The organism is Formivibrio sp. oc-25, assembly GCF_055810895.1.
Map to the genome: position 1 here is coordinate 66377 of NZ_JBVVOL010000013.1, position 14536 is coordinate 80912.

Here is a 14536-nt window from a genome sequence, read left to right on the forward strand (position 1 = left end):
GCCTGGATACGGCTGCTGCTGGTTTTGCCCGCACTTGCACTGATCTGGCTACTGACCGGCTGGGCCTTGGCATGATACGTCTGAAGAATCTTACCGTCTGCTACCGACGCCATCCGGCCATCCATCATGTCAGCGGAGAATTCTGCAGCGGCAGCCACACCGCCATCGTCGGGCCCAACGGGGCCGGAAAAACCACGTTACTGAAAGCCATCGTCGGATTGCTGCCCAGTACCGGCGCCATCGAAATTTCGGATGAAATCGCCTACTTGCCGCAATTGACCGAACTCGACCGGCAATTCCCGATCACCGTGGAAGAGCTGGTACTTTCCGGCCATTGGCATGCCTGTGGCAACTGGCGAGGCATTTCCCCCGACACTCGAAGCAGAGTGGATGAAGCCCTGCATCGCCTGGGCTTGTCGGATTTTGCCGCCCGCCCCATATCGATGCTGTCCGGCGGTCAGTTGCAGCGCGCGCGCTTTGCGCGGCTGATGATTCAGGATGCGCCAATCGTGCTGCTGGATGAGCCATTCAACAGCATCGACAGCCGCACCACACAGCTATTGCTCGCGCTACTGGCCGAATGGCATCAAACCGGCAAGACCCTGATCACGGTCGTCCATGACCTGAACATGGCGCGTACCCACTTTCCGCAAATCTTGCTGCTGGCACGTGATGTGATTGGCTGGGGTGATACAGCCGATATCCTCACCCAACAAAACCTGCAGCGAGCCCAAGCCAGCACCGAACACTGGCAAGAACAAACTGAATGGTGTGAGCGTCCATGAGCCTGAATGAACTTTTGCTTTCGCCGCTGACCGATTTTTCCTTCATGCGCCGGGCACTGGCCGGTTGCGTGGCACTTTCAACCGGTTGCGCACCGATCGGCGTCTTATTGGTGCTGCGGCGGCTAAGCCTGATGGGCGATGCACTTTCGCATGCTGTTTTGCCCGGTGCAGCGGTCGGTTTTATTCTCGGCGGCTTCGCCCTGCCTTGGCTGGCGGGCGGCGGCGTGGTCGCCGGTTTGCTGGTAGCCCTGCTGGCGGGCTTGGCCAGCCGCTTTACTGATCTCAATGAAGATACCAACTTTGCCGGCTTTTACCTTGTCGCTCTGGCACTGGGCGTACTGCTGGTTTCCAAATGGGGCAGCAGCGTGGATCTGATCCATCTGCTGTTCGGTTCGGTCCTTGCCATTGATGACACCTCGCTGCTGCTGGTAGCTGCCATCAGCAGTCTCACGCTTGTCTGGCTGGCACTTAACTACCGCGGCCTGGTGCTGGAGTGTGTCGATCCCGGATACCTCAAGATCAATGGCTCGCACGGCAGCTGGTATCACCTGGGCTTTGTCGCGCTGACCGTACTCAACCTGGTGGCCGGATTCCAGGCCATGGGCACGCTGATGGCAGTGGGACTGATGATGCTGCCGGCCGCTACGAGCCGCCTGTGGACTGACACCCTGCCAGGCATGATCCTGGCCGCATGGCTCACCGGACTGCTCGCGAGCCTGGCAGGACTGATGCTCTCCTACCATCTGAGCCTGCCTTCCGGCCCGGCGATTGTGCTGGTTGCCGGCGGCTGCTATCTCGTCTCGCTGCTGGTAGCACCGCGTGGCTGGCACGGCCGCTGGCGCGCCCGCCGGCACCTTGAACGCTGACTCGTTATTACCTTGACCTGAAAATTACCAATGAAAAAAATCTCGTCCCTGCTTGCCGGATTCAGCCTGCTTCTCGCAGCCAACAGCCATGCCGCTCCTCTTCCCGTTGCAGCCAGCTTCAGCATACTTGCCGACATCGTGCAAAATGTTGGCGGCGAACGTGTAGCCATCACGACGCTGGTCGGGCCGGATCAGGATGCCCATGTATTCCAGCCCACCCCCGCCGATGTGCAAAAGCTGGCCAAGACCCGACTGTTTTTTGTGAACGGCCTTGGTTTCGAGGGCTGGCTGAAACGCTTGCAGCAAGCCAGCAAATACAATGGCCAAGTCATTACCGTGACCAAGGGAATCACCCCTCTTGATCGACAGGAAAATGATCACGACGACCACGGTCATTCCCATGGGCATGCCGACCCTCACGTCTGGCAGGATCCACAGCAGGTCAAACAGATGGTGGTCAACCTCCGCGACGCCTTGAGCGACGCCGACCCGCAAGGTCGCGAATATTTCCAGAGCCGCGCCAACGCATACAGCAAGGAACTCGATCAGCTGCAACAGTGGGCCCAGCAGCAGATCGCCACGATTCCGCAATCAAAACGGGCTGTACTGACTTCGCATGATGCATTTGCCTATCTGGGCAAGCGCTTTGGCATACGGCTGCTCTCGCCGCAGGGCGTTTCCACCGAGGCAGAAGCCAGTGCCAAGGATGTAGCCGAATTGATCCGTCAGATGAAAAAGACCGGAGTTCGCGCGCTCTTCATGGAAAACATCAGCAATCCCAAGCTCACGGAACAGATCGCCCGCGAAACCGGCGCACAGATTGGCGCCAGACTCTATTCGGATGCGCTCTCGCGCGATGCAGCGGCAAACAGCTATCTGGCCATGTATCGCAGCAATATCGGCAATCTGGTCAAGGGCATGCAGAACAACCAATAGGTGGTGGGAAATCAGGATTGCGGCTTGCCTGTCGCGCAGTGCGCACAGGTTCCCTTGATGGTCACCTCTACCGATCGCAGCACAAACCCTTGCGGCAGAGGTACCGGCTCGACCGGTGCCTCGCTCAGGCAATACAGCCGGCCACACTGCTCGCACTGGAAGTGAGCATGGCACGGTGAAGAACGCGAGACGGAAAAGCGCGTAACGCGATCGGTCGAGTTGACCCGATGAGCCAGACCGACAGTTTCCAGCCAATCGAACACGCGATAGGCCGTGACCCGGTCCAGCGGAGGATCGATACGCTGCAGCACCTCCTGATGCGAAAGCGGCCTGCCAGCTTCGAGCAACTCAGCAAGTACCGACACGCGCGCCAACGTGGCACGGGCTGCTACACTTTCGATCAGCGCACGCGCATCAACCCGGGCGGTCTTCATGTCGGGCTCCGGCTCTTCCACCAGGCCAGCACCTGGGCAACTGCCTCATCAATGGTCAGATTGGAAGTTTCCAGCAGCAATGCATCCGGCAACTGCGCCAGCGGAGCCACCGCCCGCGCCCGATCGCGCGCGTCGCGTGCTTCCAGATCGGCGGTAATGGCCGCGAGATCCGCCACCTCGCCCCGCTGCAGCAACTGTTTGTAACGCCGCTCGGCCCGCACGGCAGCCGTGGCGGTCAGGAAAACTTTCAGGGGTGAATGCGGGAACACCACAGAACCCATATCACGGCCATCAGATACCAGACCCGGCATCTGCGCGAAATCGCGTTGCCGCTGCAGCAAGGCCACACGTACTGCCGGCAAGGCACCCACCTTGGACGCGCCCACGCCCATTTCTTCCGTGCGAATCGCCAGGCTGACATCATCACCTGCCAGCAGGATCGTTTCGCCTGAAAAAACCACATCCAGTGTAGCCGCAACATGGGCAACGCCGGCTTCGTCATCCCAACCGATGTGTTGACGCTGCGCAGCCAGCGCGGTCAGGCGATACAGTGCGCCGGAATCCAGGTAGTGAAACCCCAGTATCGTTGCCACGCGCTGCGCGACCGTTCCCTTGCCGGAAGCGGACGGACCATCGATAGCGATCACGGGTACGACAATTTGACTCATATTTTTCCCTGGTATCCAGAAGCGGGTTTACCCCAGGCATTGCGCGCAGCGCTGGCCCGCTCGAAATAGGCATGCATGCCGGCACTGTCGCTGGCTTTAACCAATGCAGTGACCTGCTGCAAATGATCCATGCAGCGCTGCAGATCGGCCAGAATGGCTTCGCGGTTGGCCAAGGCAATATCACGCCACATTTCCGGATGCGAGCCCGCAATGCGCGTGAAATCACGAAATCCGGTTGCGGCGAAATCCAGACATTGCCCGGCATTTGCCTTATCCAGCACAGCATTCATGTAGGCAAAGGCAAGCATATGCGGCACATGGCTGACTGCGGCAAAAATGCCGTCATGCTCGGCCGCACTCATCCGGTAAACCTGTGCGCCACAGGCTTGCCACAGCGACTGCACGCGTGAAATGGCATCTGCATCGGTTTCAGCAAACGGCGCCAGCACGACCCGGCGACCTTCGTACAAACCATACGTTGCGGCTGAGGCGCCCGACAATTCCGAACCGGCAATCGGATGCGCCGGCACGCAAGAAGCCAGGTGGCTGGAGAGATGTTCACGGAAAAGTGCACACACGTCCTGCTTGGTCGAGCCGGCATCGGTCACGATACACTCCGGTGCGAGATGCGGGGCAATGGCCTGCATCAGCGCGCCCATCTGCCCAACCGGTGTGCCGATGAACACGAAATCCGCATCGACCACGGTGCTGGCCGCATCGTGGCTGGCCTCGTCAATCACCCGCAGATCCAGCGCCCGTTGCAGATTCTCGCGGGAGCGCCCTACCCCGACCACATGCTCGACCAGCCCGACACGGCGCAAGGCCAGCGCAAACGAGCCGGAAATCAGGCCGGTGCCGAGCAAGACCAGCTTGCGCAGCGGCTTGAGGTCGGTGCGACTCACAGCTTGCGCCCCACTGCCGTGGCAATCGCCGAGAGCGTAGTCATCAACTGCTTGAGTTCCTGCGGCGACAGCGCCTGATCGGCATCGCACCACGCTTCGCACGGATTCGGGTGCATTTCGATCAGCAGACCATCGGCGCCGGCGGCAATCGCGGCCTGCGCCAGCGCCGGCACCATCCAGGCCTTGCCACCGGCATGCGAGGGATCGACGATGACCGGTAGGTGCGTTTCGCGCTTGAGCACCGGCACTGCGGTGATATCGAGCACATTGCGGTAGGCGGTCTCAAAGGTACGAATGCCGCGCTCGCAGAAGATGATGTTGTGGTTGCCGCCTGCGGCGATGTATTCCGCCGACATCAGCCATTCGCTGATCGTGGCCGACAGACCGCGCTTGAGAATCACCGGCTTGTTGACGCGGCCGACTTCCTTGAGCAGATCGAAATTCTGCATGTTGCGCGCGCCAATCTGGATCACGTCGACATCATGCGCCATGAAGGTATCAAGCATGCGCACATCCATCAGCTCGGTCACGATCGGCAGATTGTGGCGGCGGGCGGCCTGCTGGAAGATTTCCAGACCTTCCACACCCAGCCCCTGAAACGCATACGGGCTGGTGCGCGGCTTGAAGGCGCCACCGCGCATCATCTTGCAGCCGGCAGCGGCCACCGCTTCGGCAGCCACATCCATCTGCTGCTGGGTTTCGATCGAACACGGGCCGGCGATCACCTGGATCTGCTCGCCACCGAGCGGGATGCCGCGAATATTGATGACCGAGCCTTGCGGGTGGGTATCGCGCGATACGATCTTGTACTGCTTCACTACGCGCGTGGCGCGCTCGACCCCGGGCAGCATTTCAAAATGCGCCGGCTGCAGCACGGTTTCATCACCGATGGCACCGATGATGGTCAACTCGGCCCCGCGCGAGACATGCTCGCGTAACCCTGCTTCACGGATCTTGCCGACAACAGCATCGATTTCGGCGTCACTGGCGCCGTGCTTCATCACGATAATCATGGGAAAACCTTCATGGACGAATATTTTCAGCGATTTTAGCAGCCTGGACGTGCATATGCCGGTTTAGAGCGCTTTCACGACTCCTGCAACCCGCGCCAGCACATGATCAGTGCGATCAATGATGCCGCTGACGCCAGCGCAAACAAGCCGCTGCCGCCCAGCACATTCCAGAAAAAACCGGCCAGCAACGAGGCCAGCGTCCCGCCCAGGCCATAGGTAAACACGATATACAACGCCTGCCCCTGCGTCTGGTGCGCTTCGCCAAACAGACGATGCACATAGGCGATCGACAGCGAATGGTGCACGCCGAAGGTGAAGGCATGCATCAGTTGCGCCACGATCAGCACCCCAAGCCAGGCTGTGCCCCAGGCAATCATCTGGTAGCGCACCACGGCCACACCCATCGCAAACAGGTACAACCATTTTTGCCGATAACGCAAAGTCAACCGGGGCATGAACCAGAACAGTACGATCTCGGCCAGCACGCCGAGCGCCCATAGCCAGCCCAGCGTACTCTTGCTGATACCCTGCTCTTCCAGATGAATCGAATAAAAACCATGCAGCAGCCCATGGGCGGCACCGAACAGGAAACAGGCACCAAACAAGGTCTTGACCTCTGGCTGCTTGAGTATTTGCAGCACACCACCGCGTGATTTCTCGCGCACGGCACTGCTGGCGGTCTCCGGCACCCACCAGACCAGAACCGCCACCCCGGCCATCACCGCCACCACCAGGTAAGGCATGGTATGCAGGCCGAAAGCGTCGATCAGATAACCGCCGACCAGCGTGGCGATCATGAAGCCGATCGACCCCCATGCACGCAGACGGGAATAGCCGCCACTATCGCCCTTGAGCAGGGTGATCGCCGTGGCTTCCACCTGCGGGATGGCTGCACTCCAGAAAAAACTGGCCACAAAGATTGCGGCAAACAGCCAGCGCACATCCTGTGTCACCAGCAGAATGGCGATTCCAACAAAACTGCCCATGCCGGCAATACGCAAGATGGTACGGCGATGACCAAAATGATCCGCACACCAGCCCCACAGTGCCGGGGCATAGATACGATTGACCTGCGGCAGCGAAACCATCAGCCCGATCAGTGCCATCGGCACGCCGAGTGATCGCAGGTAGGGCCCCCAGTAGGGAGAGAAAACACCGATAAACGCGTAATAGACGCAAAAATACGCAGCAATCGGACGCAGACCGGCAATTTTAGGCAACATGCTCAGCCCCGCCCTTGCCTGCCGGCCTCAAGCGGCAGCGTGCGCCAGCTGATCAGCAAGGCAATGAACGAGGCCAGTGCCGCGACACTGAATGACCAGCCGCCGCCGAAGTAACCCCACAGTATCCCGGTCAACACACTGCCAACGCTGCCGCCGATACCGTAAGTAAAAACGATATACAAGGCCTGGCCGGTGGTACGGTGTGCCTCGCCAAAGAAACGATGAATATAGGCGACCGCCATGGTGTTCTGAATCCCGAAAGACAGCGCGTAGGACAGCTGCGCGATGACCAGCACGCTGATCCAGTCAGCTCCCCAGGCGATCATCAGATAGCGCACGCCGCCAGCAAAAGCAGAAAACAGGTAGAGCGCACGCATCGAGAACCGGCTCGAAATATGCGTCATGAACCAGTACAGGGTGGCTTCGGCCAGCACGGCCAGAGACCACAGCCAAGCCATGGTGCTCTTGGCAATGCCGTGCTCACCCAGATGGATCGAATAAAAGCTGAGCAGCATGCCCTGCGCCACCCCCAGCATCAGGCTGCCCAGCAGCAACGACCAGACCTCCTTGCGGCGCAGGATGGCAATCACCCCGCTCGCCCGGCCTCCGCCAACCTTGACAGTTTCCGGTTTCGGGATACGCCAGGTAATGGCCGCCATGCCGATCAGCACCAGCACACCGGCATAGGGCAGGATTTGCACGCCCAGGAGATCCACCAGATAACCGACAATCATCGTCACCGCGACAAACCCGAGTGAACCCCAGACACGCAGACGCGAGAAACCACCGCTGTTGCCCTTGAGCAGCGACATGGCGGTGGCATCCACCTGCGGCTGTGCCGCGCTCCAGAAGAAAGTCGACACCAGCACTGCGGCGAACATCCAGTTGAAACTGTGGGTAAACAGCAGGATGGTAAAACCGGCCAGACAGCCAACGCCGGCGAGCTTCATCCAGAAACCGTGGCGGCCGGTATGGTCCACGCACCAGCCCCAGATCGCAGGTGCATACATGCGGTTGATCAGCGGCAAGGAGGTGACAATACCGATCATGGCCATCGGTACATCGAGCGCGCGCAGGTAAGGTCCCCAGTACGGGGAAAAAACACCGAGAAAACCGTAATAGAAAAAGTAAAAAGCAGCAATGGGCGTCAAGCCCTGGGGGGAAGAAGGCACGGCTAACTTTCGGTTTGTGAATTTGCAGGCTGGGCCGGAATCATTCCTCGCGGAATTGCCTGGCCGCCACCTGCAGGTAGTAGACCATCGAGTAAATCGTCAACACACCAGCCAGATATAGCGCCACGGTGCCCACCGTCGTGGTCGGCAGCCAGCCCAGCATCGGCAGCGGGCCGTACCAGAGCAGCAGGAAAATCGCGATCATCTGCGCGGCCGTTTTCAGTTTGCCGATGTAGGCAACCGCCACGCTCTTGGTCTTGCCCTGCTGCGCCATCCATTCGCGCAAGGCGGAAATCGTGATTTCGCGCCCGATGATGATCACGGCCAGCCAGGCCGGTGCGCGGCTCAATTCCACCAGCAGGATCAGTGCAGCGGCCACCAGCAACTTGTCGGCCACTGGATCAAGGAAAGCACCGAAGCTGGAGGTCTGGTTCCAGCGGCGCGCCAGGTAGCCATCCAGCCAGTCGGTGATACCGCCCAAGGCGAAGATCAGCGCGCCGATTTCATTCTGGTACTCGTAACTGAGCACAGTCGGCGGCAAATAGAACAACACGGTGAAAACCGGGATCAGTGCCACACGGAACCAGGTCAGCAGAATCGGGATATTCAATGGCATGTGGTCACACTGTTTAACCGCGCAAAGCGGCATAAATGGTTTCGGCAAGCGAGCGGCTGATACCATCGACCTGCATCAGGTCTTCCACGCTCGCCGTCTTCACGCCCTGCAAGCCCCCGAATCGGGTCAGCAGTCGCTGGCGGCGCTTGGGCCCTACCCCTTCGATCTCTTCCAGGCTGGATGCCACTCTGGCTTTTGCGCGCCGGGCGCGGTGCCCGGTGATGGCAAAACGGTGCGATTCATCGCGAATCTGCTGGATCAGATGCAGCCCCGGGTGATGGCGCGGCAATTGTAGCGTGTTTCCCGTAGCCGCCACTATCAATTGTTCGAGACCGGGCTTGCGTGTCTCGCCTTTGGCCACACCCACCAGCGCCGGCTCGGACAAGCCCACCTCGGCCATCACTTCCACCGCCTGCGCCAGTTGGCCCTTGCCGCCATCGATCAGGATCAGATCCGGTGCCACGCCATCGCCGGCCGCTACTTTTTCATAACGGCGCGTCAGCACCTGTTTCATCGCGGCGTAATCGTCACCGGCGGTGATCCCTTCGATGTTGTAACGGCGGTATTCCTTGGGTTGCATGTCGCCGCGATCGAACACTACGCAGGAAGCCACCGTAGCCTCTCCCATGGTGTGCGAGATATCGAAACACTCGATGCGCTGGGTGGTTTCCGGCAGGTCGAGCGCCTCGATCAAGGCTGCAAGCCGCCCCTCCTGCGATGCCGCATGCTGCTGCCGTTGCAACAAAGCCAGCTCGGCATTTTTTCTTGCCATTTCCAGCCACATGCGCCGCTCGCCATTCGGGTTGGCATTGAGCACGACCTTGCGCTGCGCCTGTTCACTGAGTGAGGCTGCCAGCACGTCCTGATTTTCCGGCTCCGGATAGCACAGGATCAGCGGTGGCACGCTGCGCTCCAGATAATGCTGGGCGATGAAGGCTTCGAGTGCCTGCGCGGGCGAGTAGCCTTCGGCATGGCTGGGAAACAGGTTCTTGTCACCCACATGCCGGCCGCCACGCACCATGGCCAGATTCACGCACAGGCCATGATCGGTTTCGACCGCGGCGAGAATATCGACGTCCTGTTCACTGGTATTCGAGGATACGAACTGTTTTTCCTGGATACGCGCCAATGCCTGGATACGATCACGCACTGCGGCAGCTTCCTCGAACTTCCACTCGGCAGAAAGCATTTGCATGCGCGCTTCCAATTCTTCGATCAGTTCATTGGTCTTGCCGCTGAAAAACTTGGCGGCACTGGCCACATCCTGCCGGTAATCCTCGTCGCTGATCTCATGCGTGCATGGCGCAGAACAGCGCTTGATCTGGAAAAGCAGGCACGGCCGGGAACGATTGGCAAAGACCGAATCCTCACAGGTACGCAGGCGGAATACCTTTTGCAGCAACTGGATGCTTTCCTTGACCACATAGCCATTTGGAAACGGGCCGAAATACTGGTTCTTGCGATCCAGTGCACCCCGGTAATAGGCGAGTCGCGGATAGGCGTGCCCGGTCAGCATCAGGTAGGGATAGGATTTATCATCCCGGAACAGAATGTTGTAGCGCGGTGAAAGCGCCTTGATCAGATTGTTTTCCAGCAACAGCGCTTCGGATTCGGAACGCACCACTGTGGTTTCGATTCTGGCCACCTGATTGAGCATCAGACGAATGCGCGGACTGTGATCAGTCTTCTGGAAGTAAGACCCTACCCGCTTGCGCAGGTCTATGGCCTTGCCCACGTACAACACATTGCCCTCGGCATCCAGATAACGATACACGCCGGGCAGATGCGGCAGGTTCTTGACGATTTCCAGCAGGCTGGCCAGCAGCGCAGATCGATCCTGAGCGGGATCTTGAACGGGATCTTGAATGGGTTCCATCCCGCGATTTTAACCGCAAGGATCGAGAACCCAAACAGGATCGCACCGGTTCAGAACCTGTTCATGGCCCCGAAGTAAGAGCCTGTTCACGATCTTTTCACCGCAGCGTTCAGGGCAGTGCCGGATAGAGGCCAAGGCACAAACCGTGCCGTGGTACGCGTACCACAAGCGGTTTGTAACGCCGGCGGCTGCCGGCAATGCCCAGAACCCGCAGGGCCAGGCAGGAAAATGGCTATCCACTGCGTTGAACGTCTTGGAAATAACCCGTTATTGCCAGCGTCGTTCGCCTTGTGGCTAACCCTTTTCCTGTCTGGCGCTGCGGTGAAAAGATCGTGAACAGGCTCTCAGAGGCGCAAGCCCGGCGGCAGATGCCCGGGCAAATGCAGATGCTCCTCTTCGAGCGATGCCACCGGATAGGCACAGTAATCGGCTGCATACCAGGCACTCGGACGGTGATTGCCGGATGCCCCGATTCCACCGAAAGGTGAACTGCTCGATGCGCCGGTCAGTGGCCGGTTCCAGTTGACGATGCCAGCACGCGCCTCGCGCCAGAATTGCTCATAGCGCTCGCGGCTTTCCGAGAGCAAACCGGCCGCCAGGCCATAACGTGTGCGGTTAGCGAGTTCCATGGCCTCATCGAATGTCCGCCAGCGCTGCATCAGCAACAGAGGACCAAAATGCTCCTCGTCTGGCAAATCCGGCACGCCGGAAACATCGATCAACCCCGGTGACAACAACGCGGTGGCAGGCGCCAGACGACGCATGGCCAGCAATGATCTGGCACCGGCCGCCAGCAGTTTTTCCTGCATCGCCAGCAGATGCGCCGCTGCACGCAAGCTGACCACAGCCCCCATGAAGGGTTGTGGATCGGCATCCCAGGCCCCCACCCGGATCGCTGCCACGGCCTCGGTCAACTGCTTCAAAAAGACATCACCCCAGGGGCCGCGCGGCACGAGCAAGCGGCGCGCACAGGTACAGCGCTGACCGGCCGAAATATAGGCCGACTGAATCACGTGATAGATCGCAGCCTGGATATCGCTGACCTCGTCCACGATCAGCGGATTGTTGCCCCCCATTTCCAGCGCCAGAATTTTCTGCGGCTGGCCGGAAAATGCCTGGTGCAGGGATGTACCCACCGCATTACTGCCGGTAAAGAACAGACCATCAATGCCTGAATGATTCGCAAGCAATTCGCCGGTTTCCTTGCCACCCTGCAACAGGTTGAGCACGCCCGGCGGCAAACCCGCCGCCAGCCAGAGTTCGACCGTTTTTTCCGCGACCAGCGGCGTCTGTTCGGAAGGCTTGAAGATGACAGTGTTGCCGGCCAGCAAGGCCGGCACGATATGGCCATTGGGCAAATGGCCTGGGAAATTGTAGGGACCGAACACCGCGACGACCCCGTGCGGGCGATGGCGCAATACAGCCAACCCCTCACCCGAAGCCGTTTCGCGCATGCCGGTACGCTCCTGCTGTGCGCGGATGGAAACTTCGACCTTCTTCACCATGCTGGACACTTCGGCCAGTGCTTCCCAACGCGGCTTGCCTGTCTCGCGCCCGATAGCTGCGGCCAGCTCATCGCGATTGCTTTGCAGCAACTCGGCAAAATTGCGCGTCAGCGCAACGCGAGCATCGAGTTCCATATCCCGCCAAACCGGAAAGGCGGCACGTGCAGCCTGCACCGCCGCATCAATCTCGACGCTGCCGGCCGGCTGCCCTTCCCAGACCACCTCCTGGGTAACCGGGTTCACTGACGTCCACTGCGGGCCGGAGCCAGAACGCCAAGCACCGTTTACAAGCAGCATTTCCATTCTCCGATACGGTCCAACATGCTGGGGACACTGTATCAATCCGTAGCGTTGCAGCCTATCGGGCATAGTCCTAACGGGAAAACCCCAACTGACTCGAGATCAAAAAGATGTTTTCAAGAGCAGAAAGAAAAACGGACAGGGTGATCACCTGTCCGTTTTGCCTAAACCCGATCTTGATCAGGCGGCGATGAAATCCTTCAGTGCTGCAACAAACCGGGCCAGCCCTTCATCGATATCCGCTTCGGAAATCACCAGCGAAGGCGCGAAACGCACCACATCCGGCCCGGCCATCAACACCATCAGGCCGTGTTTGCTGCACAGGGTCAGCAATTCGAAGGCACGGCCGGCATATTGCGGTGCCAGGACATTACCGAGCAGCAAGCCCATGCCGCGAACTTCACTGAATACCGGGAACTCACCATTGATCAGCGCGAGTCTTTGGCGGAAATAGGCTTCCTTGGCCTTCACGCCGTCCAGCACTTCCTTGCTGTTGACGATATCCATCAATGCGCCGGCCACGGCACAGGCGAGCGGATTGCCGCCATAAGTCGTGCCATGCACGCCGGGACCGAAATGCTTTGCGATATCGGCCTTGGTCAGGATGGCGCCAATCGGGAAACCGCCGCCCAGGCTCTTGGCGCTGGAAACGATATCCGGCGTGATGCCGTAATGCTCATAAGCATACAAGGCACCGGTACGGCCGACGCCGGTCTGCACTTCATCGAGCACCAGCAGCGCGTTGTACTTGTCGCACAGCGCGCGGGCGCCTTGAAGGAATTCCTGCGTCGCCGGCAATACGCCGCCTTCGCCCTGGATAGGCTCCAGCATCACGCAGGCCACATCGTCATCCATCAGCGCCTCGAGTGCCGCCAGGTTGTTGTATTCGAAATGCACGATACCTTCGGGGCGCGGGCCGAAGCCATCGGAATACTTGGGCTGGCCACCGACGCTGACCGTAAACAGGGTACGACCATGGAAGGAATTCAGTGTGGACAGGATCTTGTGCTTTTGCGGCCCGAAACGATCATGTGCAACGCGGCGCGCTAGCTTCAGCGCAGCTTCGTTTGCCTCGGCGCCGGAATTGCAGAAAAACACGCGCTCGGCAAATGTGGCGTTCACCAGTTGGCGCGCCAGCGCCAATGCCGGCTCATTCACGAACCAGTTGGACACATGCCACAGCTTGGTCGCCTGCTCTTCCAGCGCGGTCACCAGCGCCGGATGGCAGTGCCCCAGCGCATTGACTGCTACACCCCCGGCAAAATCGATATATTCGCGGTCATTCTGATCCCACACGCGGCTGCCCGCGCCCAGCACGGGGACAAATTCTGCCGGCGCATAGGTCGGCACCAGGTAACGGTCAAAATCGGCGCGGGTAGGCATGGCTTCAATCCTTCAATTCAACAAAAGAAACCGGGGCACGCATGCCCCGAGAAACCCTGAATTCTACCGCAGCAAGCGCCGTGCGTGACCGGGAAAAATGGATGTTTAACACTCATAAAAACTGCAAAGCCGCAGGTCGGGTTTCAACCCGACACCATCAACAAGTAATGTGACGGAACAAATATCCAACCTACAGCATGATTGAGATTGAGGGTGGATTGGGCTCTGTTGACGTTTGATTGTTTTTTTACGCAAGCCCGCCAACTTGCCGGGGCGGGAAGTCAAGCGCAAGCAATACTGGAGTTTGCGAGCATTGGCGACAAAGCATCCGGCAAGATTGGTGGACTTGCCCTGCGGGCGGATGGGCCTTTTTCTCCATGACTGCGTTATTTGCCGCTTGTGGTACTCGTACCACGGCGCGTCCAATGCCTTGTCCTGAAACAAAATACCCATCCGCGTAAAAATTAATCAAATGTCAACAGAGCCTAAATCTCCGATGCCTTGGCCAGAAACAGCCAAGTATCGACCACCGTATCCGGATTGAGCGAAATGGTCTCGATGCCTTGCGCCATCAGCCATTGCGCCAGATCCGGATGATCTGACGGCCCTTGCCCGCAGATCCCCACATACTTGCCCTGCTTTCTGCACGCCTGGATGGCCATGCTCAGCATCGCCTTCACCGCGTCGTTGCGCTCATCGAACGAGGCCGCAATCGAGCCGCCCGAATCCCGGTCAATCCCGAGCGTGAGCTGGGTCATGTCGTTCGAGCCGATCGAGAAACCGTCGAAGTGCTCCAGGAAGCGCTCGGCCAGCACGGCGTTCGAGGGCAACTCGCACATCATGATCACGCGCAGGCC

At 59.4% G+C, this 14536-nt stretch carries 14 protein-coding genes; 3 read left to right on the forward strand and 11 right to left on the reverse strand.

What is annotated here, in order from left to right; all coding sequences use genetic code 11:
• Nucleotides 1-71 precede the first annotated feature (71 nt).
• From AC0KVQ_RS10430 to AC0KVQ_RS10440, 3 genes are read left to right on the forward strand one after another with little or no spacing between them, the layout of a single operon-like run.
• Nucleotides 72-785 (forward strand): metal ABC transporter ATP-binding protein, encoded by a 714-nt coding sequence (locus AC0KVQ_RS10430; protein ID WP_473421098.1) that lies wholly within the window; start codon nt 72-74, stop codon nt 783-785.
• Nucleotides 782-1651: a metal ABC transporter permease gene (locus tag AC0KVQ_RS10435; RefSeq protein ID WP_473421099.1), complete on the forward strand. Its 870-nt coding sequence runs from the start codon at nt 782-784 to the stop codon at nt 1649-1651. The genes AC0KVQ_RS10430 and AC0KVQ_RS10435 overlap by 4 nt, the downstream gene beginning before the upstream one ends.
• Nucleotides 1652-1681: 30 nt before the next feature.
• A complete protein-coding gene (locus tag AC0KVQ_RS10440; RefSeq protein WP_473421100.1) occupies nt 1682-2587 on the forward strand; it encodes a metal ABC transporter solute-binding protein, Zn/Mn family in 906 nt (301 codons plus the stop codon).
• A gap of 11 nt (nt 2588-2598) precedes the next feature.
• Here the strand turns inward: AC0KVQ_RS10440 and AC0KVQ_RS10445 are convergent, their stop codons facing one another.
• The 11 genes from AC0KVQ_RS10445 to AC0KVQ_RS10495 form a co-directional block, all read right to left on the reverse strand.
• A complete protein-coding gene (locus AC0KVQ_RS10445) occupies nt 2599-3021 on the reverse strand; it encodes a Fur family transcriptional regulator (protein WP_473421101.1) in 423 nt (140 codons plus the stop codon).
• Nucleotides 3018-3689 carry a (d)CMP kinase gene (gene cmk, locus AC0KVQ_RS10450; RefSeq protein WP_473421102.1) on the reverse strand — a complete coding sequence of 224 codons (672 nt, stop codon included), beginning with the start codon at nt 3687-3689 and terminating at the stop codon, nt 3018-3020. Before cmk ends, AC0KVQ_RS10445 begins: the two co-directional genes overlap by 4 nt.
• Nucleotides 3686-4591: a prephenate dehydrogenase gene (locus AC0KVQ_RS10455; protein ID WP_473421103.1), complete on the reverse strand. Its 906-nt coding sequence runs from the start codon at nt 4589-4591 to the stop codon at nt 3686-3688. Before AC0KVQ_RS10455 ends, cmk begins: the two co-directional genes overlap by 4 nt.
• On the reverse strand, nt 4588-5604 hold the full coding sequence (gene aroF / locus AC0KVQ_RS10460) for a 3-deoxy-7-phosphoheptulonate synthase (RefSeq protein ID WP_473421105.1): 1017 nt from the start codon (nt 5602-5604) through the stop codon (nt 4588-4590). Before aroF ends, AC0KVQ_RS10455 begins: the two co-directional genes overlap by 4 nt.
• Before the next feature lie 74 nt (nt 5605-5678).
• Complete coding sequence (locus AC0KVQ_RS10465) at nt 5679-6827, reverse strand: MFS transporter (RefSeq protein WP_473421106.1); 1149 nt, start codon at nt 6825-6827, stop codon at nt 5679-5681.
• 2 nt (nt 6828-6829) lie between these two features.
• Entirely contained in the window at nt 6830-7999 is a 1170-nt protein-coding gene (locus tag AC0KVQ_RS10470) for an MFS transporter (RefSeq protein ID WP_473421107.1), read from the reverse strand.
• Nucleotides 8000-8039: 40 nt separating this feature from the next.
• Complete coding sequence (gene pgsA, locus AC0KVQ_RS10475; RefSeq protein WP_473421108.1) at nt 8040-8615, reverse strand: CDP-diacylglycerol--glycerol-3-phosphate 3-phosphatidyltransferase; 576 nt, start codon at nt 8613-8615, stop codon at nt 8040-8042.
• Nucleotides 8616-8628: 13 nt separating this feature from the next.
• Nucleotides 8629-10491: an excinuclease ABC subunit UvrC gene (gene uvrC, locus AC0KVQ_RS10480; protein ID WP_473421109.1), complete on the reverse strand. Its 1863-nt coding sequence runs from the start codon at nt 10489-10491 to the stop codon at nt 8629-8631.
• 344 nt (nt 10492-10835) lie between these two features.
• Nucleotides 10836-12293, reverse strand: coding sequence for a succinylglutamate-semialdehyde dehydrogenase (astD, locus tag AC0KVQ_RS10485; RefSeq protein ID WP_473421110.1), 1458 nt, complete (start codon nt 12291-12293; stop codon nt 10836-10838).
• 183 nt (nt 12294-12476) lie between these two features.
• Nucleotides 12477-13679 (reverse strand): aspartate aminotransferase family protein, encoded by a 1203-nt coding sequence (locus AC0KVQ_RS10490; RefSeq protein ID WP_473421111.1) that lies wholly within the window; start codon nt 13677-13679, stop codon nt 12477-12479.
• 485 nt (nt 13680-14164) lie between these two features.
• Nucleotides 14165-14536 (reverse strand): putative PEP-binding protein (locus AC0KVQ_RS10495; protein ID WP_473421112.1); only part of this gene is annotated, 372 nt, incomplete at its 5' end.